Annotated in this window: 23 protein-coding genes; 21 read left to right on the forward strand and 2 right to left on the reverse strand. The window is 36.9% G+C overall.

What is annotated here, in order from left to right; translation table 11 throughout:
* From H5S39_RS05995 to H5S39_RS06005, 3 genes are all read left to right on the forward strand, one after another.
* Nucleotides 1-795, forward strand: coding sequence for a tyrosine-protein phosphatase (locus tag H5S39_RS05995; protein WP_182596190.1), 795 nt, complete (start codon nucleotides 1-3; stop codon nucleotides 793-795).
* A 148-nt stretch (nucleotides 796-943) separates the two neighbouring features.
* Nucleotides 944-1,576, forward strand: a complete 633-nt coding sequence (locus H5S39_RS06000; protein ID WP_182596191.1) for a histidine phosphatase family protein — start codon at nucleotides 944-946, stop codon at nucleotides 1,574-1,576.
* Nucleotides 1,573-2,130, forward strand: coding sequence for a cadmium resistance transporter (locus H5S39_RS06005; protein WP_182596192.1), 558 nt, complete (start codon nucleotides 1,573-1,575; stop codon nucleotides 2,128-2,130). Before H5S39_RS06000 ends, H5S39_RS06005 begins: the two co-directional genes overlap by 4 nt.
* Here the strand turns inward: H5S39_RS06005 and H5S39_RS06010 are convergent.
* Entirely contained in the window at nucleotides 2,123-2,551 is a 429-nt protein-coding gene (locus H5S39_RS06010; RefSeq protein WP_182596193.1) for a EutP/PduV family microcompartment system protein, read from the reverse strand. The genes H5S39_RS06005 and H5S39_RS06010 overlap by 8 nt on opposite strands.
* A 104-nt stretch (nucleotides 2,552-2,655) precedes the next feature.
* Here H5S39_RS06010 and H5S39_RS06015 point away from each other — a divergent pair, with 104 nt between their 5' ends.
* Together H5S39_RS06015 and H5S39_RS06020 are read left to right on the forward strand one after the other, a co-directional pair.
* Nucleotides 2,656-3,105, forward strand: coding sequence for a flavodoxin (locus H5S39_RS06015; protein WP_182596194.1), 450 nt, complete (start codon nucleotides 2,656-2,658; stop codon nucleotides 3,103-3,105).
* Nucleotides 3,106-3,127: 22 nt separating this feature from the next.
* Nucleotides 3,128-3,970 (forward strand): GNAT family N-acetyltransferase, encoded by an 843-nt coding sequence (locus tag H5S39_RS06020; RefSeq protein WP_182596195.1) that lies wholly within the window; start codon nucleotides 3,128-3,130, stop codon nucleotides 3,968-3,970.
* Nucleotides 3,971-4,025: 55 nt separating this feature from the next.
* On the opposite strand, the gene H5S39_RS06025 is transcribed toward H5S39_RS06020, so the two are convergent.
* Nucleotides 4,026-4,592 carry a cob(I)yrinic acid a,c-diamide adenosyltransferase gene (locus tag H5S39_RS06025; RefSeq protein ID WP_182596196.1) on the reverse strand — a complete coding sequence of 189 codons (567 nt, stop codon included), beginning with the start codon at nucleotides 4,590-4,592 and terminating at the stop codon, nucleotides 4,026-4,028.
* Between the two features lie 361 nt (nucleotides 4,593-4,953).
* On the opposite strand from H5S39_RS06025, the gene H5S39_RS06030 reads away from it, so the two are divergent.
* The 16 genes from H5S39_RS06030 to H5S39_RS06105 are packed head-to-tail and all read left to right on the forward strand — an operon-like array spanning nucleotide 4,954 to nucleotide 18,567.
* Complete coding sequence (locus H5S39_RS06030; protein ID WP_182596197.1) at nucleotides 4,954-6,042, forward strand: pyridoxal phosphate-dependent aminotransferase; 1,089 nt, start codon at nucleotides 4,954-4,956, stop codon at nucleotides 6,040-6,042.
* On the forward strand, nucleotides 6,039-7,403 hold the full coding sequence (locus tag H5S39_RS06035) for a cobyrinic acid a,c-diamide synthase CobB (protein WP_182596198.1): 1,365 nt from the start codon (nucleotides 6,039-6,041) through the stop codon (nucleotides 7,401-7,403). Before H5S39_RS06030 ends, H5S39_RS06035 begins: the two co-directional genes overlap by 4 nt.
* The gene (cbiB, locus tag H5S39_RS06040; protein WP_182596199.1) at nucleotides 7,400-8,359 is read left to right on the forward strand and encodes an adenosylcobinamide-phosphate synthase CbiB; all 960 of its coding nucleotides are present in this window, start codon (nucleotides 7,400-7,402) and stop codon (nucleotides 8,357-8,359) included. The genes H5S39_RS06035 and cbiB overlap by 4 nt, the downstream gene beginning before the upstream one ends.
* 5 nt (nucleotides 8,360-8,364) lie before the next feature.
* Nucleotides 8,365-9,051, forward strand: a complete 687-nt coding sequence (locus H5S39_RS06045; RefSeq protein ID WP_182596200.1) for a cobalt-precorrin-8 methylmutase — start codon at nucleotides 8,365-8,367, stop codon at nucleotides 9,049-9,051.
* Nucleotides 9,029-10,180: a cobalt-precorrin-5B (C(1))-methyltransferase CbiD gene (gene cbiD, locus H5S39_RS06050; RefSeq protein WP_182596201.1), complete on the forward strand. Its 1,152-nt coding sequence runs from the start codon at nucleotides 9,029-9,031 to the stop codon at nucleotides 10,178-10,180. Before H5S39_RS06045 ends, cbiD begins: the two co-directional genes overlap by 23 nt.
* Nucleotides 10,177-10,776, forward strand: coding sequence for a cobalt-precorrin-7 (C(5))-methyltransferase (locus tag H5S39_RS06055; protein WP_182596202.1), 600 nt, complete (start codon nucleotides 10,177-10,179; stop codon nucleotides 10,774-10,776). The genes cbiD and H5S39_RS06055 overlap by 4 nt, the downstream gene beginning before the upstream one ends.
* Nucleotides 10,769-11,323 carry a decarboxylating cobalt-precorrin-6B (C(15))-methyltransferase gene (locus H5S39_RS06060; protein ID WP_182596203.1) on the forward strand — a complete coding sequence of 185 codons (555 nt, stop codon included), beginning with the start codon at nucleotides 10,769-10,771 and terminating at the stop codon, nucleotides 11,321-11,323. Before H5S39_RS06055 ends, H5S39_RS06060 begins: the two co-directional genes overlap by 8 nt.
* A 14-nt stretch (nucleotides 11,324-11,337) precedes the next feature.
* Nucleotides 11,338-12,099 (forward strand): cobalt-precorrin-4 methyltransferase, encoded by a 762-nt coding sequence (locus H5S39_RS06065; protein ID WP_182596204.1) that lies wholly within the window; start codon nucleotides 11,338-11,340, stop codon nucleotides 12,097-12,099.
* A 2-nt stretch (nucleotides 12,100-12,101) separates the two neighbouring features.
* A complete protein-coding gene (locus H5S39_RS06070; RefSeq protein ID WP_182596205.1) occupies nucleotides 12,102-13,157 on the forward strand; it encodes a cobalt-precorrin 5A hydrolase in 1,056 nt (351 codons plus the stop codon).
* Nucleotides 13,158-13,168: 11 nt separating this feature from the next.
* Nucleotides 13,169-13,894, forward strand: coding sequence for a precorrin-3B C(17)-methyltransferase (cobJ, locus tag H5S39_RS06075; RefSeq protein ID WP_182596206.1), 726 nt, complete (start codon nucleotides 13,169-13,171; stop codon nucleotides 13,892-13,894).
* Nucleotides 13,891-14,649, forward strand: a complete 759-nt coding sequence (gene cobK / locus H5S39_RS06080) for a precorrin-6A reductase (protein ID WP_182596207.1) — start codon at nucleotides 13,891-13,893, stop codon at nucleotides 14,647-14,649. The genes cobJ and cobK overlap by 4 nt, the downstream gene beginning before the upstream one ends.
* Nucleotides 14,639-16,030, forward strand: coding sequence for a uroporphyrinogen-III C-methyltransferase (gene cobA / locus H5S39_RS06085; RefSeq protein ID WP_182596208.1), 1,392 nt, complete (start codon nucleotides 14,639-14,641; stop codon nucleotides 16,028-16,030). The genes cobK and cobA overlap by 11 nt, the downstream gene beginning before the upstream one ends.
* Nucleotides 16,023-16,805, forward strand: a complete 783-nt coding sequence (locus H5S39_RS06090) for a sirohydrochlorin cobaltochelatase (protein WP_182596209.1) — start codon at nucleotides 16,023-16,025, stop codon at nucleotides 16,803-16,805. Before cobA ends, H5S39_RS06090 begins: the two co-directional genes overlap by 8 nt.
* Nucleotides 16,806-17,504 (forward strand): cobalt-factor II C(20)-methyltransferase, encoded by a 699-nt coding sequence (locus H5S39_RS06095; RefSeq protein WP_182596210.1) that lies wholly within the window; start codon nucleotides 16,806-16,808, stop codon nucleotides 17,502-17,504.
* Complete coding sequence (locus tag H5S39_RS06100) at nucleotides 17,504-18,250, forward strand: energy-coupling factor ABC transporter permease (RefSeq protein WP_182596365.1); 747 nt, start codon at nucleotides 17,504-17,506, stop codon at nucleotides 18,248-18,250. Before H5S39_RS06095 ends, H5S39_RS06100 begins: the two co-directional genes overlap by 1 nt.
* Nucleotides 18,247-18,567: an energy-coupling factor ABC transporter substrate-binding protein gene (locus tag H5S39_RS06105; RefSeq protein WP_182596211.1), complete on the forward strand. Its 321-nt coding sequence runs from the start codon at nucleotides 18,247-18,249 to the stop codon at nucleotides 18,565-18,567. The genes H5S39_RS06100 and H5S39_RS06105 overlap by 4 nt, the downstream gene beginning before the upstream one ends.
* The last annotated feature ends 21 nt before the right edge of the window (nucleotides 18,568-18,588 follow it).

Consider the following 18,588-nt stretch of genomic DNA (forward strand, 5'->3'; position numbering starts at 1 on the left):
ATGGCGAACCATCAGCGAATATTATCATTTGAACATGGCTTTAATTTTCGAGACCTTGGTGGATATGAAACTAATGAAGGTCATAAGTTAAAGTGGAATAACATCCTTCGCTCTGCACATCTCTCCTATTTTAATCAAACTGAACAGCGAAAACTTTACGGATATGGTATTAGAACAGTCATTGACTTCAGGTCAACATCCGAGGTTGCCTTATATCCAGACCAATTAACATCGCTAATGAATTATATTCGGATACCAGTGTTTGATAATGATCTTACTGAAAGTAATATTAGTATTAATGAGGCACGAAAAAACTTTTCTCAAGATCCACAAGCAGGATTTAATCGAATGATGAAGGTGTATCACCAATTTGTCACGGATGAACAGGCACAAGAAGCGTTTCATACTTTTATAAAAAAGTTATGCCTTCATTCTGCACAAGGAGGAGTTCTATTTCATTGCTCAGCTGGTAAAGATCGTACTGGGCTAGCGGCGATTTATCTTTTAAATGCCTTACAGGTGCCGGAAAATGTTATTTATCAAGATTATATGCTGACAAATCAAGCATCCGTCAAGCGAGTAAAAGAGCGTCTTCAGTATGCTGTGAAAAATAATTTAGGAGAGAATTATTTACGGTCAATCTATGATTTATCAACGGCAAACCAGTGTTACTACAACCAGGTGCATTCTATTATTGATGATAAATATGGTGGAATGCAGAACTACATCAGAAATGTACTGCAAATTAGTGATTCAATGATTGAACAACTAAAGTACTTATATTTGGAAAAATAGTTGGAGCTGTTTAGATATTTGATTAGGGTGGGCAAAAGCTTGATTTTATGGTTAAGCTTTTGCCCATCTTACGATATTATTAAAATAAGTAAAGCGGTAACAATTATTCCTAGCTTTACTTATACATAATTAATTTTAGGTGATAGTGATGACAACTCTTCTTTTAATCCGTCATGGTGAGACCTACGCGAACCGGTTGAATTATATTCAGGGAACATTAAATGATCAGCTTGCAACTTTAACAGAACTTGGAATTATGGAGGCAAAGAATTATCAAAAACTTTTGAAGGATGCCCAGATTGACCTTGTTTACACGAGTCCACTGAAAAGGGCATTAGTAACGAGTAAGATTATTTGTAAGAATAGTAATATCCAAGTACGAATAGACTCACGTTTAAGGGAAATTTCATATGGAAAATGGAATGGAACTGCAATTAATGAATTAAAGAGTCAATATGCAACATATTTTGATTCGGAAACTAATGATGTCTATCCCCATTCAATTGAAATAAACCAGGGTGAAAATTTTGATCATGCACGAAAAAGAGTATGGGCATTTGTTACTGAAATTTCAAAAAAATACCCCAACCAAACAATTTTAATTGTTACCCATGGCTGGGTGATAAAAAATATTATTGCTTTATGTTTAAAAACTGCGGACGGCACTGCTTTTAAAAATCCACAAAATTTGAGCATTAGTAAAGTTCAAGTTGATTCAATCACAGGAAAACAACGAGTATGCTATTATAACCGTCCAATTAAGGGAATTGGTAAATTATGAATTTAGTAGCCATTCTAATGATTTTTATCGGGTTAAATATTGATACTTTTATTGCGTTGTTATTTATTCTTAGAAACTATAATTATCGGTTACCTATTATCGCTTTTGGAATGTCAACAATCGTACTGTGGATTTTAGGAGTCATTTTAGGAAAGAGTTTAGCATTGCTTTTTCCTAATTGGATTACGGGATTTATGGGAATTATATTGATTTTCTTAGCAATATTTGGTCAGAATGATGATAACAAAAGTGTTAATACTAACTTTATGTCGCTCTTTTTATTTTGCTTAAGCCTTGGAGGTGACAACTTAGCCGTTTATATTCCATGGGTAGTAAATTTAACATGGCTTGAAATAGTCTATATTGGTATTATTTTTGTTGCCTGTTCGGTTGTCCTTATTTTATTAGGGAAGGGAATAATATCAGTCAGCCCAATAGCAAAATTACTAGAAAAATATGGCAATTATGGTAGTAAAGTTGTATATGTTTTGGCTGGATTATATATAATATGGAGCAGTCATTTAATAAACCACTTATGGGCATTGTTTAACTGAGTTCAGTAAGCAGTTTGTCAATATTAATGTTTTTGACAGCAGAGATTGGAATAACTTTTTTAACACCAGCACTTAGTAATAACTTTTTTGAATACTCGATGTCGGCAGGGTCATCTACCAAATCAATTTTAGTGATGACACCAATAGTGGGTTTAGTAAACATTGAGCAAAATCCAGCTGGAAATACAAGTCGTTTATCAATGGCACTTTGTAATAAGACTACAATATCGGCGTCCATTGAGGTTACCCGGAGCGTGCTCATCATATTATGGTGTTCCATATATTCACCAGGTGTATCGATAATGTTTGATGAAAATTCAATTGCTTGTGTCTTATTGTATTTAATCTGCTGGTGTTCTAGACGCTGAGTAAGGGTTGTCTTTCCGCAAGCGATCGCACCGATAAACATAGTTCTTTTCATGATTACTGCCTCCGAATTTTACAAAATTGTACTATTTACTTGTATTATAATAAAAGCGGTTACACATGACCATGGGTATTAAATAATTTAAGCGAGGAATTAAAATGTTAACAGCACACGTAGTTTATGCCACAATGACTGGCAATAATGAAGAAGTTGCCAATATTGTTTGTGATAGTTTGACAAATTTGAATGTAAAGGTGACTGAGTCAGAAATTTCACAGACAGATGTTACCGAATTTGCTAAGGCGGATATTCTAGTGGTATGTGCATACACTTATGATGAAGGTGCCATGCCAGAAGAAGGCCTTGACTTTTATGACGATCTTCAGGAAATGGACTTAACTGGAAAAGTCTATGGGGTAGCGGGCTCTGGTGACAGGTTTTATGGCGAGTACTTTAATGTAACAGTGGACCGTTTTGACGAGGCGTTTAAAAAGGCAGGTGCGACTACTGGCGCTGCTAAAGTAAAAATTGATTTGGAACCCTATGAAGAAGATATAGAGCACTTAAATGAGTTTGCGAAAGGATTAGTAGAAACAGCTTCTAAGTAAGAAGTTTGAAAGGATGATCGCAATGGCAAAAGTTGGTGTATTAATTGGTAGCTTAAGTAAGAATTCATATAGTAGAAAAGTAGCTGATTATTTTACGAATCTGCCAAGTAATCTTGAATTTGTGGAACTGAATTATACGATATTGCCATTTTATAATCCAGACTTAGAAAAGAATAATCCACCAATTGAATGGCAGGCTTTTAGAAAGGCAACTGATAGTGTTGATGCACTGTTAATTGTGACGCAAGAGTATAACTATTCAATTCCTGGTGGGTTGAAAAATGCGTTAGATGTTTTATCTGTGCCATCACCTAATCAGCATCTGATGGGGAAACCAGTGTTGGCAATAACAGATTCTGCCGGTGAAAAAGGTGGAATAATTGCTAATGCGCATATTCATCAAGTATTACGTTATTTGGGGATGCGGGTAATGAATTGTACAATTGCGATTGGTAATGTACAATCTGTCTTCAAAAATGGCGAAAACCATGATGCAAATTTGGCAAAACGTTTAATTCAAGACGTAAAAGACTTTGAGAGTTTTATTAACGAAAGTCAGCTTCCACATCAAGCCTGTATCGATATGGGACATGAATTTAGTTATTCTCCTAATGAGTTAGCGTTGCTGGATGATAATGGTGATAAAATTGCTAAGATTATTCTAAATAATGTCGATGAAAAGACAGTAGTCATAGAAGAAGTTAAGGTTAATCAAAATTATCGGGGTCAGGGATTAGCTAACAAAATAATGACAACTCTGATGTGGCTTGTCGAAGGGGCTGATCGGCAGGTAAAGGCCAATTGTCCGTTTGCAAAAAGCTATTTAAAGGCACATCCACAGTTTCAAAATATTTTTCTAAATTAAAAGAGAAATTACGCTTCAGATTTTTTCTGAGTGTAATTTCTCTTTTTGTATACTTCTAGCGAAAAACATCTTTACTATTGCGGTAAAGAACATCCTCATTATTTTCTAAGTAATTGGCATAGCGTGCGGTGGCAAAGAAATAATCGGATAGGCGATTAATAAATGTTAGGACGTCTTGATTGATTTCTTCTTCCTGCATCAGGAGGACAATTCGACGTTCAGTACGACGGGTAATTGAGCGCGCAACATGAAGAGCAGATGCAACCGGACTACCACCGGGAAGGATGAACTTCTTAACCGTAGGGACTTTTGCTGTATAATCATCAATCTTTTTTTCGAGCCAGTTAGTTGGTTTTTCTTGATTAAATATAAATGAATGTCGCTCTTCATCTTTGGGGGTTGCTAAGTCGTGACCGCAGTCAAAAAGTAATTGTTGAATTTCTTCTAATTCGGGAGAAAGGTCTTTTGTTTGCGGAGATAACAATGATCTTACGTAGCCAACCCATGAATTAAGTTCGTCAACTTCCCCATAGGCTTCAACACGTGGGGCGCTTTTGTATAGGATTTGTTTACCGACAATTCGTGTTTGCCCTTTATCACCGGTCTTTGTATAGATTTTCATAGATTACATTCCTTTCATTATTTTGTTCTCATTTTACTATTTACTGTTATTTTTGTAAGCGCTTTTAATATATGCCACTAAATAGTGCTAAAACAAATTAAATCAATCAAAAAAGTAATGCTATTAGTTACAAAAACTAACGTAATTATTTTTAATTGCAAAAACATACTAATAATTTTGCAAGAAAAGACAAAAAACAGAACTACAAAAAACTTATATTTATTTTTTCTTAACTTGTTCAATTATGAATAATCTTTATTTGTCATATGTGTTGTTAAGTATTGAACTTGAATGGTGAACATCGTAATCTAATAGGCGAAAGTTAAGGAAACGCTTACTTTAAGAGATCGGCGGTGGTATCGTGAGTAAAATTCATCATGGCGGAAATGTTGAAGAGATTGCAGAAACCCTGGGGATACCAGTTGAGGATGTAAAGGATTTTAGTGCAAATATAAATCCACTAGGTTTTCCTTCTGACTTGTGGAACGTATTAGTGCAGTCGTTTGCCAATATTGAGGTATATCCTAATCCCAATTATCCTGAACTGAAAAAAGCTATTGCAGCGCACCTTAATGTAGATTCGAATGATGTATTTGTTGGTAATGGTGCGACGGAAATTTTAGATGAAACAATTAGGGCAGAGAAGGCAACGGATGCACTGATTTTAGCGCCAACATTTGGTGAATACGAGCGGTTGCTTAAAAGAATTGGGGTAAATATTCATCATTATTATTTGCAAGAAGCAGCAAATTTTGCAGTGGATATTGATGGCATGGTGAATCTATTAAAGCAACATCATGAGATAACCATTATTTGCTTAACCACTCCCAATAATCCAACAGGACAACTAATTCCTCTAAAGGATTTACGAAAACTCACTGACTTTTGTAATCAGCATCATCGGTTATTAATACTAGATGAATCGTTTATTGATTTGACAGTGGGTAACCAGCCTAGTTTTATTAGTGAATTAACTAACAAAGATCGAGTTTACGTTGTTCGAGCAGCCACCAAATTTTTTGCAATTCCCGGTTTGAGATTAGGGTATGGCATTACCAAAAATGACAAGCTTAAAACGTTATTAAAAACTCAAGAAAATACATGGTCGGTTAACGGAATTGCCGATGTATTTGGTCAAAATATGTTTAGCGCCAAAAAATATATTAAATTAACTCAGCAGTGGCTTGATGTTCAACAACCCGCTTTATATACGGCATTGAAAAATATTTCAGCAATTACAGTTTTTCCTAGTGTTACTAATTTCTTCCTATTCAGAAGTTCTGATCCTGATTTGCGGGCTAAGTTGATAAAACAACACATATTGATTCGTCAATGTGATGATTACGAGGGGTTGGGTCCTCAATACTACCGAATTGCGGTTAAAGGTCCACAAGATAACGTTTTGTTAGTAAATACACTGAAAAAGGTTCTAAGGTGTGATAGACAATGAAGAAGATTTTGATTGCAGGTGTAACGAGTGGTTCAGGGAAAACGACTGTTACTCTTGGAATCTTAAAAGCGCTTAATGAACAATATAGGATTCAGTCATATAAAGTTGGTCCAGATTACGTTGATACTAAATTTCATACGAGGATAACCAAACGACCTGCAAGAAACCTTGATAACTATCTAGTGCCTGACTCAGCAACCTTAAAATATTTATTTACCAAGGATACGGATGAAATTGATTTAGGAATTGTTGAGGGAGTAATGGGATTGTATGACGGCCTTGGAACGGACAAAGATGCCTATTCAACAGCAAGCGTTGCTAAGCAGTTAAATATTCCGGTAGTGCTAGTAATTAATGCTCGGGCAACATCGACGTCTGCGGCAGCAATTTTAAAAGGGTTTATTGATTTTGATCCTGGTGTTCAGATAAAAGGAGTCATTATTAATAACGTAATGAGTCAAAATCATTATGAATTGATTGCAGGTGCTATTCGTCGGTACTTAAAACTGCCGGTTCTTGGCTATCTGCCACATGATTCAACCGTGAGTTTACCCTCGCGACAATTAGGGTTAGTACCAGATGATGAACTACCAAATATTGACAAAAAGATTGCACTAATAGCAAAAGAAGTTAAGCAACACGTTGACCTGCAGCAATTTGTGAAAATCGCTAGTCCGGTTATTAAAACAGTAAAAGATCCTTTTTCTGGTTTGCAGGTCAGACTGAAATTAGGAATAGCTAAAGATAAAGCGTTTAGTTTTTACTATGCAGATAATCTGAATTTACTAGAGAAAATAGGAGTTGAGCTAGTTCCATTTAGCCCGCTTGTGGATCAGAAATTGCCCGATGTTGATGCTTTATATATTGGAGGCGGTTATCCAGAGGAATTTGCATCCCAGTTAGCTGCTAATACATTAATGAAGAAAGCAATTCAGAAATTTTCACAAGCTGGTAAGCCAATTTATGCAGAGTGTGGGGGATTAATGTATTTGGGTAAAACATTGGAAGAGAAGGGGACTTCTTATCCAATGGTAGGAATTTTTGATGGGAGGAGTCAAATGACGCCACAATTAAAAAAGTTTGGTTACTGTGTTGCATATCCACAAGAGAATTGTCTATTAGGAGCAACAAAGCAAAAAATTATTGGTCATGAATTTCACCACTCAGTATTTACCCCACTAAATGAACAGCTAAAGCCAGTTCTAAAAATGAAAAAGATTCGTGACAATGAAGTGGTTGATACATGGAATGGGGGCTATCAAAAACAAAAAACATTTGCTAGCTATCTTCATGTCCACTTTTATCAAAGCAAATCATTGTTTACCCGGTTCTTAAAGAATTTAGGAGCTGATATGCAATGAATATCGTAATAATGGTAATGTTTGCCTTTATCCTTGATCTTTTACTTGGAGACCCACATTCTTGGCCTCATCCAATAAAGATAATAGGTAAGTTGATAGCATTTCTAACCAAACAATTTAATAAATCAAGCTACGCTAATAGTAAACGGAAGTATTTGGGAATACTGACATGGCTAATCACAGTCGGCGGGACAGGTTTAATTACGTACATAGTAATGCGAGTAGCAATGATTAATTACTATCTTTATATGGCTGTTGGAACTTATTTAAGTTATACCTGTTTATCAGCGCGGCAATTAGCGATTGAAGCTGAAAAGATAATGAAAAGTCTTAAACAAAATAATCTCAAAAAAGCGCGCTATCAAGTGGGGATGATTGTTGGCCGGGATACAGACAATTTGAGTGCTGAAGAGGTAACTAAGGCAACCATAGAAACTGTTGCAGAAAATACAAGTGATGGTGTTGTTGCACCGTTATTATTTCTAGTTATTGGTGGACCGGTTCTTGGATTGATGTATAAGGCAGTTAATACACTGGATTCAATGATTGGATATCGAAATGAAAAGTATCGAGCTTTTGGTGAATTTTCCGCTAGAGTTGATGATGTTGCTAATTATATTCCTGCTCGGTTAACATGGTTGTTTTTAATCATTAGCAGTTGGCTGTTACGTGATGATACTAGGGAGGCCATTGCAGTTGGTAGGAGAGATTGTAAAAAGCATTTAAGCCCTAATAGTGCATTTAGTGAAGCAGTGGTTGCTGGAGCGCTCCATCTCCAATTAGGTGGGCCCCATTATTATTTTGGTGAATTAGTGCAAAAACCATATATTGGTAATGATCGTTTAGTAATTGCGGCTAACTGGCATTTAAAGCGAACAATCACAATGCTATATATGGCATCGGCACTTAGCTTCGGATGTTTTGAATTCATTAGATTATTAATTGTTTGGAAGTGAGTAGGATGGAAAAAGAAAACTATATAACAATTCCACACCAAATAACGGATAAGAGTTTTCAAATTATTCAAGAAGAGATTGGGAAGATCGCTCCTAACTATAAATTTGAAAATCCGTTACAAGAGGCAGTGATTAAACGTGCAATTCATACGACAGCTGATTTTGACTACTTACAAAATCTAAAATTTACCCATAATGTATTGGAAAAAATGAAGGATGTCCTAATGAATCATGGCGTTATTTATACTGACACTACGATGGCATTATCGGGGATAAATAAGCGGCGACTAAATAAACTTGGCGTTGATTATCATTGTTTAATTCGTGATCCGCAAGTTATTGAAATGGCACAAAAAAAGGGGATTACGCGCTCAATGGCAGCGGTTGAAGTTGCTGCTAAGGATTCTCGCCAGAAAATTTTTATTATCGGTAATGCACCAACTGCCCTTTGCAAAATTATTGAGATGGTAAATGATAATCAATTACAAACTGCAGCAGTTATAGGTGTTCCAGTTGGCTTTGTAGAGGCTGCAGAAAGTAAGCAAGCGTTATATGAATCAGATATTCCCGCAATTGCTGCTCTTGGTCGGAAAGGTGGCAGTAACCTGGCGGCAGCCTTGATCAATGCAGTGATGTATAACATGGATATTAAAAAGTTAGGTGATGAATATGGCCGTCACACCAAACAATAACTCTGAAGATAATTTTGTCTATTACAATGGTCGAAAGTTACGCAAGGGTTTTACTACGGGAACAACTGCGACCGCCGCAACTGTTGCAGCAATAAGAACGTTATTAAACCAAGAAACACAAGAAACGGTAACAGTTCATGCGGCTAATGGTAAGACAGCAATATTTGATGTTGAGCAAACCGATTTTGATACTCGTCAAGCTAGTTGTGCGATAAAAAAAGATGGTGGTGATGATCAAGATGCAACGGATGGGGCATTGATTTTTGCAACTGTAAAAATGCGGGATGATAATGAAATTCATCTTGATGGTGGTAAGGGTGTTGGTAGAGTCACTAAAGAGGGACTTGCTAATAAACCGGGAATGGCGGCAATTAATCCAACCCCACGACGGGTAATTACAGAAGCAGCCCGAGATGAATTAGGAGAGAAACGAGGAGTTAATATTGTTATCTCGGTTCCAGAAGGTGAGCGAATTGCTAAGCTGACTTATAATCCGCGGTTAGGGATCGTCGGTGGAATATCGATCCTAGGGACAAGTGGTGTTGTTACGCCAATGTCGGAATCAAGCTGGAAGCATTCGATTTCAATTGAGATGAATATTCATCGAAAGCGTGGGGATAACACCCTTGTCCTTGTTCCCGGAAATTACGGGGAGGACTTTGCTAAAGAGAAACTTGGGATACCAAATGCAAAAATCGTTCAAATGAGCAATTTTGTTGGTTATGTTCTCCATGAAACCCAGCGCTTAGGATTTACCAAGGTTCTAATTGTTGGTGACCTAGGTAAGATGATTAAAGTTGCTGGTGGCATTTTTTCTACCCATAGTAAAGATGCGGATGCCCGAGCTGAAATAATGGTTGCTAACCTTGCGCTGATGGGCGGCGTTTCAACCGACTTTTTACGCAAAATAAATCAATGCCTCACAACAATTTCAATGATTAAGTTAATTAATGAGGCCGGCTATCAAGCGGTGTATCAAATGATTGCTAATAAGATCAAACAACGGGCTGAAAAATTATTAGCTCACCGTAAACTACATGTAGAGATTGATGCAGTTATCTTTTCCCACGAAAGCGGCTTCTTAGCTGCAAGTAAACCACTACAAGAAATTAAAGGTGAGTGGCAATGATTACAGTATTAGGAATTGGTCCGGGTGATTCAAGGTACCAGCTTCAAGGGACACATGAATATCTTGAGCAGGCGGATGTTGTAATTGGGTCAAAGCGCCAGTTAACAATTTTTCCAGAGGTTGAAAGCAAACAAATGGAGCTGCCGCATTTATCTGAGTTAAAGCAATATTTACAAGCAAATTTGCAAAAGAACATTGTGTTGCTTGCCTCGGGTGATCCACTTTTATACGGCATTGGAACATGGATAACAGATCAAATTGATGAGCAAAAGATAAAAATAGTTCCAGGAATTAGTTCAATCCAGTATATGTTTCATCAACTGCAGTTATCAATGAATGACTGCTATTTAACTAGTAGTCACGGTCGAAAACCAGATTTTGACTTTTTACTTCAACATTCAAAGGTCGGCATGGTTACGGATAAAACACTTGGTCCCTATGAAATTGGTCAAGAAATCAAAAGAAGAGGACTTCAACGAAATATTTATGTTGGGGAAAAACTTAGCTATCCAGATGAAAAGATAACCAAGTACGATGAACAAACAATCGAAAATAGAGATTATGAAATGAACGTGGTGATTATTACTGATGCGTGATGATGAATTTTTAAGAAATAAGGTACCAATGACAAAGTCAGAAGTTCGGGCGATTAGCATTGATAAGCTTAATTTAATTGGTAAAAAGTCAATGTTAGATGTAGGAGCTGGAACCGGAAGCGTTAGTATCCAAGCTGCACATGAGTTTAACGGCTTAACAGTAACCGCAATTGAAATGAATCCAGACGGAATTGATATTATCAACCAAAATATTAATAAGTTTGCTTTAAAGAATATTCGGTTAATTAAAGGCACTGCACCAGAAGATATTCCTGAACAAAAATACGATGCAATTTTTGTTGGTGGTAGTGGATCACATTTAGATGAAATTATTAATTTTGCAAGTGACCATTTAAATGCGAATGGCACGATTGTATTGAATTTTATTTTGTTTGAAAACGCAATGCAAGTAGAGCAATTATTGCAAGAAAACGATTTTAAGAATATTGAAATGATCGAAGTTGGTGTTTTGCGTTGGCATAAATTAGGCAAGGGGCATTTCTTTAAGCCTAATAATCCAACCATTATCGTTAGTGCGCGTAAATAGAAAGGATGATTGAAATGGCAATTGTGAGTTTTGTAGGAGCAGGTCCTGGTGAAACAGATTTAATTACCTTGAAGGGTTATAAATTATTGTCGGATGCGGATGTGGTAATTTACGCAGGATCATTAATCAACAAGGAGTTATTGGATTATTGTAAAGCCGATGCTGAAAAATATGATAGCGCTAAGATGACTTTAGATGACATCGTTGATCGAATGGAACAATCAGTAAAAAATGATAAATCGGTTGTTCGTTTACAGACAGGTGATTTTTCAATTTATGGTTCTATTCGTGAACAAATTGAGGAAATGAAGAAACGTGGAATTGAATACCAATGTGTTCCAGGAGTTAGTTCATTCCTTGGGGCCGCTTCAAGTATGGGGGTGGAATATACTGTGCCAGAAGTTGCGCAAAGCGTCATTATTACAAGAATGGCAGGGCGGACACCGGTACCTGAAGGTGAATCACTCAAATCATTAGCACAACACCAAACATCAATGGTTATTTTTCTTTCTGTTCAAGGAATAAAGAAAGTGGTAAGCCAACTTGAAGAAGGCGGCTATCCAGAAGACACACCAGTAGCGGTTATTTATAAGGCAACATGGCCAGATGAAAAAGTAGTTCGCGGAACCTTAAAAGATATTGCCGAAAAAGTTCACAAAGCAGATATTCGGCGAACGGCGTTGATTATGGTTGGTAAATTCTTAGGCGATGAATATAACTATTCGCACCTTTATGATGCTGGATTCAGCACGATGTTCCGTAAAAAGAGTAAATAGTAATGAAAAGGTTTGTGATTATCGCGTTGACAGTAGGTGGCGCTAAGGTTGCTCGTTATTTAAAGAAACGTTTACAAGAACAGGAATGCCATGCTGATGTAGTTTTGTCGCAGCGATTGGCCCAAGATGATGAAAATTATTATCTTAAGGGGGAGTTTACGCGGACAATTCACCGCTTGTTTAAAGAATATGATTGCGTGATTTGCATAATGGCAACTGGGATTGTTGTACGATCATTAGCCAGTGTAATTGTGGATAAAACGGTAGATCCAGCAGTCATTGTTATGGACGAGAAGGCTACTAATGTAATTAGCCTACTATCGGGTCATGTTGGTGGTGCAAACGAGTGGACGAGACTGATAGCAAAATTAACTGGAGCAACACCAGTTATCACCACAGCAACGGATACAGAAAATGTTCAGGCACTTGATATCTTAGCTAAACGAGTTAACGGATGGTATCCAAACTTTAAGGAAAATACTAAAAAAATAAATTGCTTGTTAGCTGAGGGTAAAAAAGTTGAGCTATATTTGGAACCCTATTTACGACGTTATTTAAAGCGGCTTAATGGTTTTGAAATATTATCCGGAATAAAAGAACATCAAGAAGGCATACCACTGATTATTGTTTCTGATCGTTCTGGATTTATGAAAAGTAACGATGTTATCCATGTTATTCCACAGGTGAACGTATTAGGAATCGGTTGCCGTAAAAATGTAACTTATGAAATGATGCAACAAACATTTGCTGAATTTTGTACAGAGCATCAATTGTTATGGCAATCGTTCGCAAAGTTAGCGTCAATTGATGTGAAAAAACATGAGCCGGCAATTCAATATTTAGCACAAACGTTTAATATAACTGCTGAATTTTATTCGGCTTCAGAGTTACGACAAGTCAGCACCAATTATCCTGCATCAGCATTTGTGTTAAAGACTGTTGGTGTTGGCAATGTAGCCTGCGCGGCAGCGGATTATGCAAGTGGTGAACAAAATGTGACAAGAAGATATGCTAATCACGAAATAACAATGGCACTTAGTCGGTTACACGAAATTTAGGAGGAAATAAGATGCTATATGTAGTTGGATTAGGACCAGGATCAAAGGAATTAATGACAGAGGAAGCACGACAAGTAATTGAAAATACTCATACAATTGTTGGCTATGCGACCTATGTACGACTAATTGAAGACATGCTTGAGGGCAAAGAATTAGTGGTTACCGGTATGCGTGGTGAAATTGAACGGTGCAAAAAAGCACTTGATATTGCTGCAACCGGAAAGGATGTTGCGATTATTTCCAGTGGGGATGCTGGAATTTATGGAATGGCAGGGTTAGTCCTTGAATTAGCTGGTAAGATGGATACTCATATTGACGTTAAAGTAATTCCTGGAGTAACTGCTAGCATTGCAGCCGCAGCCCATTTAGGTGCGCCATTAATGAATGATTTTTGTCATATTAGTCTAAGTGATCTTATGACGCCGTGGGATGTGATTACAAAGCGGGTTGATGCAGCAGCTAAGGCAGATTTTGTAATATGTCTTTATAACCCGCGGAGTAAAGGGCGTCCCCACCACCTTCGTAAGGCATTAGACATCATTTTGAAATATAAGTCTCCAGATACTGTTGTCGGGATTGGAAAAGATGTTGCGCGTCCAAAAGAGATTGATAAGGTTACAACAATTAAAGACCTTGATGAAACTGAGATTAACATGACGTCAATTGTGATTGTTGGCAATAAGAATACTTATGTTGAAGATGGACGGATGATTACGCCACGAGGTTACACGTTATGATTCTTTTACTAGGTGGAACAACAGAAAGCCTAGAAGTTGCAGATAGATTAACTGCGCAAAAAAAGCCTTTTATATTGTCAGTTATTAGCGATTATGGTGCAGAGCTAGCCCATCAGCATTCAAAAAATGTCATTGAGACAACTTTTAGCGAAGAAAGCTTTGCTTGTTTTTGCCATGATAATCAAATTAGTTTTATTCTTGATGCTACTCATCCATTTGCACGAGTTATATCACAATTAGCAATTAAAGAAGCTGAAAAACTTCAGATTCCTTATTTACGTTATGAGCGTCAGAATATTTATGATAAGAACGCCGTATTAAAAATAGTTGATTCGCTAAATGAAGCATGTGAATACTTAAAAACACTTGAAGGAGTCGTTTATTTATCAACAGGGAGTAAGACAGCTCCAGACTATGCCGAAAATTTAGGTGTGAAACGGCTGCATATACGGGTATTACCAACAACTAAAGTAATGGATAAGCTAACAACTGTAGGCTTTATTGCTTCACAAATCGATGCAATTCAAGGACCTTTTTCGACGCCCTTGAATTATGAACTATTTAAACGAGCTCATGCAAAAGCAGTGGTGACAAAGGAAAGTGGCCGTCAAGGTGGAATTCAAGAGAAAATAACTGCGTGTGAACAATTAAGGATTCCATGTGTTATCATTCGACGCCCACAAATCAATTATCCAGCAGTAGTTGGTAACTTAGATGAATTAGTAAGTTACTTGGAGGAAAACGATGAATGGTAGAGTAAGTCTCCTTGGAGCAGGTCCCGGAAATCCGGAATTATTAACATTAATTGGAAAACGGCGATTAAATGAAGCTGATGTAGTGTTATATGATCGGCTAATTGACCCATCATTGTTGGCATTTACAAATGAAAAAGCAACCTTAATTGATGTAGGAAAGATGCCTTTACATCACAAGGTTAAGCAATCAAAGATTAATGAAATGCTAGTGAGTTATGCCCGGTCAGAAAAAAAGGTTGTTCGTTTAAAAGCTGGTGATCCGTATGTTTTTGGTCGTGGTGGCGAAGAAGCACAAATTCTAAAAAAAGAGGGAATTGATTTTGAAATTATTCCCGGGATTACTAGTGCGATTGCCGGTTTAGCAGCAGCAGGAATCCCAATTACTCATCGTGATTTTGCATCAAGCTTTCATGTCATAACTGGCCATCATAAAAAAGATGGACAACAACTTGATTGGAATAATATTGCTAGTCAGGAAGGAACGTTAGTCTTTTTGATGGGGATGGCGCAGCTTTCTAATATATGTCAGCAGTTAATTAAATACGGAAAAGATAAAAAAACGCCAGTTGCAATTATTCAGTGGGCAACACAATGGCGACAAAAGATGGTGATTGGTGACTTATCCAATATTGTAGAGTTAGTTAACAAAAAAGGATTATCGTCGCCAGCGTTAATTGTTGTAGGAAATGTTGTTAGATTGAGCGAACAGCTAAATGTAACGAGACCATTGAAGAAAGTTCATGTACTGGTACCTTATAGTCAACGTCAACGGCTATTTAATATGCTTGGAGATTTAGGAGCAACAGCTGATTTTTATCAACGAACAACAGTTAAATCAATACCTGTGAAATTACCAAATCTGGATTCTTATTCTGCAATTTTATTTGATGATTTTATAGCATATAAAAAGTTTGTCCAATTATTACTTGATTGTGGACAAGATTTACGAGCTTTAGTGGGAAAAAAGATTTTGGTAGGAAATGATAGTATCGCTAAGCAACTACATAATCAAGGCTTGTTAGTTGACGAAGTTATTACCGATAAGAAGTCAACGGGTCATTTACTGGAAATTGGTGGTCAATATCCAATGTATGAAGATACTGAGTTTTTGAGTCTTTATCATCGCCAACAAGTAAAATCGCTGCTGTTTGACCTTACAGAATTTAATGCTGTTATTTTTCCAAGTACGGTCAGTTTAATGGATTTTAAGTCAGCATTAAATCATAAACAAGTTGGGCAATTAAAAAATATAATTGCTTTTGCCATGGGGAAGTCAATCGGGGATATTGCAAAAAGAATGAACTTTAAAAAAGTAATTAATTGCCGACCGAATATTAACGCGACAATCGAACAGGTGAAGGAGGAATTCGCTGGTGACTAAAGCAGCAATATTGGCAGTAAGCTTTGGGACAACATTTCCGGAAACCCGAGAAAAGACAATCGGTGCTACTGAAGAGACAATAAAAGAAACTTTTCCTGCTTATGATGTTTATCGAGCATTTACATCAAAAATTGTCCGAAAAAGGATTCATGAAAAAGAAGGAACCACGGTTGATAGTATTGGTGAAGCGCTAGAAAGATTAAAGATGCACGGGTATGAAGAAGTTTATCTTCAATCTCTTCATATTATTCCAGGAATTGAGTATCAGTTAGTTCAAGATGCAGTAAAAAATTATTCTAAACAATTTAAACAACTGGTTGCGACCCCACCACTTCTTGAGAAATTTGAAGATTTTGAGCGGATGGTATCGTTCTTAAAGAAACAAAGTACCGATTTACCATCTGGTCAAGCGGTTCTATGGATGGGCCATGGGACTGCTCATAGTGCCTTTACAACGTATGCATGTTTAGACCATATGCTTGCAGGAACAAAAAGCTATGTTGGTGCGGTTGAAAGCTATCCAGGCATTAATGATGAGATTAAACGCTTAAAGCATGCACAAATTGAAAAAGTTTATATGCAGCCACTAATGATGGTAGCGGGTAATCATGCTCACAATGATATGGCCTCGGAACAACCGGATTCTTGGAAGACAATTTTGAATAGAAATGGGATAAATGGTCATCCTGTCTTAAAGGGACTGGGTGAATATAAAGAAATTCAAGAGATGTTTATTGATAAGTTAAGTAAGACTATTGAAAGGAGGGAAAACTAAATGGCAAGCTTTTTTGGCATAGGCGTTGGTCCTGGAGATAGTGAATTGCTTACTATAAAAGCAGTTAACGTAATTAAAAAATTAGACGTATTGTATGTGCCACAAGCGCATAAGGGTGGTAAGAGTGTGGCGGAAAAGATCGCAGCACCATACTTACCAAACACTTTGATAATAAAAAAACGCCACTTTCCAATGGTTAAAGATTGGAATATCAAAATAGAAAGTTGGCGTAAGATTGCGGATGAAATTAAAGATGACGTTCGAAATAGCCAAAACGTTGGCTTTCTAACATTAGGTGATCCATCTGTATATAGTACATTTAGTTATATTGCCGATATGTTAAAGCAAGATATTGATGTACAAACGATTGCTGGGATCTCGTCCTTTAGTCAGATTGCGGCAAGTTTATCAATTCCATTAATGCTAGATGAAGAATCGTTAGAAATTGTTCCGGCAACAGCAGATGAAGATAAATTAACTAAAGTAATTGAGTTAAACGATAACGTTATTATTATGAAAATTGCTACTAATTTCAAGCAAGTTTATCAGCTTTTACAGGAAAGAGGGTTATTAGAAAAGACAATTGTTGTTGAAAATGCATCAATGGCAACACAAAAAGTACGACGATTAGCTGATTATTCGCTTGGGGATAATTTACCTTACTTTACAACGGCACTACTAAAGAAAAAAGAGGGCTAATTATGGGAGTATTAAAAAAATATCGTAAATTTATCTTGTTTCTTACTGTTGGTTTTGTTTATACTCTTGCTTATCCAATGACTGCGCATGCGATGCATATTATGGAAGGGATGTTACCGCCTAAGTGGTGTATTTTCTGGTTCGTTGTATCTGCGCCATTCTTTATTTATGGATTATATCGGATGCATAAGATAGTTAATTCAGATGTGCCGAATGCAAAGGTTATGCTGGCACTTTGTGGGGCATTCGTGTTTGTCCTTTCATCATTAAAATTGCCATCAGTCACTGGCTCATGTTCACATCCGACAGGTGTTGGGTTAGGAACGGTTATGTTTGGCCCAGGGGTCATGTCTGTTCTTGGAGTTATTGTGCTATTATTTCAAGCTTTATTATTGGCTCATGGTGGATTAACTACCCTTGGAGCTAACGAATTCTCAATGACGATTGTCGGCCCAATTGTTGGTTACGCTGTTTGGAAATTATGTCGGGCGATGAAGGTTAATCGGTCTGTATCTTTATTTCTTTGTGCGATGTTTGCTGATTGGTCAACCTATGTCACAACTGCCTTTCAGTTAGCAATTGTCTTTCCTGACCCGAACGGTGGCGTTGGCGCCGCTCTTATAAAGTTCCTTGGAATTTATGCTGTAACTCAAATCCCATTGGCAATTGCTGAAGGATTATTAACGGTTATTGTTTACAACCTCGTAATCAGCAATGATTTATGGAAGGAGTCGGCATTACAATGAAAAAGCGAACGAGAACTAATATTATTTTACTGATCTGCGTTATTTTATTGGTTTTAAGTCCTTTCATCTTTGTTAAAGGTGAATATGGCGGTAGTGATGATCAAGGAACAGAGCAAATAAAAAAATATGATCCGGGCTATAAAGTATGGGCTCATCCGGTATGGACACCGCCATCGGGTGAAATAGAAAGCCTACTTTTTACTGTTCAAGGTTCTTTGGGAACTGGGCTTATTTGCTATTTTATTGGTGTTGCTCATGGTAAGAAAAAAGCTCACAGCAGTACAGAAAGTAAGAAAGATCAAGTTATAAATAAGTAATTGAAAAAGTGGTGACTATTT

Origin of the sequence: Limosilactobacillus rudii, assembly GCF_014145455.1 — a bacterium.
GTDB lineage: Bacteria > Bacillota > Bacilli > Lactobacillales > Lactobacillaceae > Limosilactobacillus > Limosilactobacillus rudii.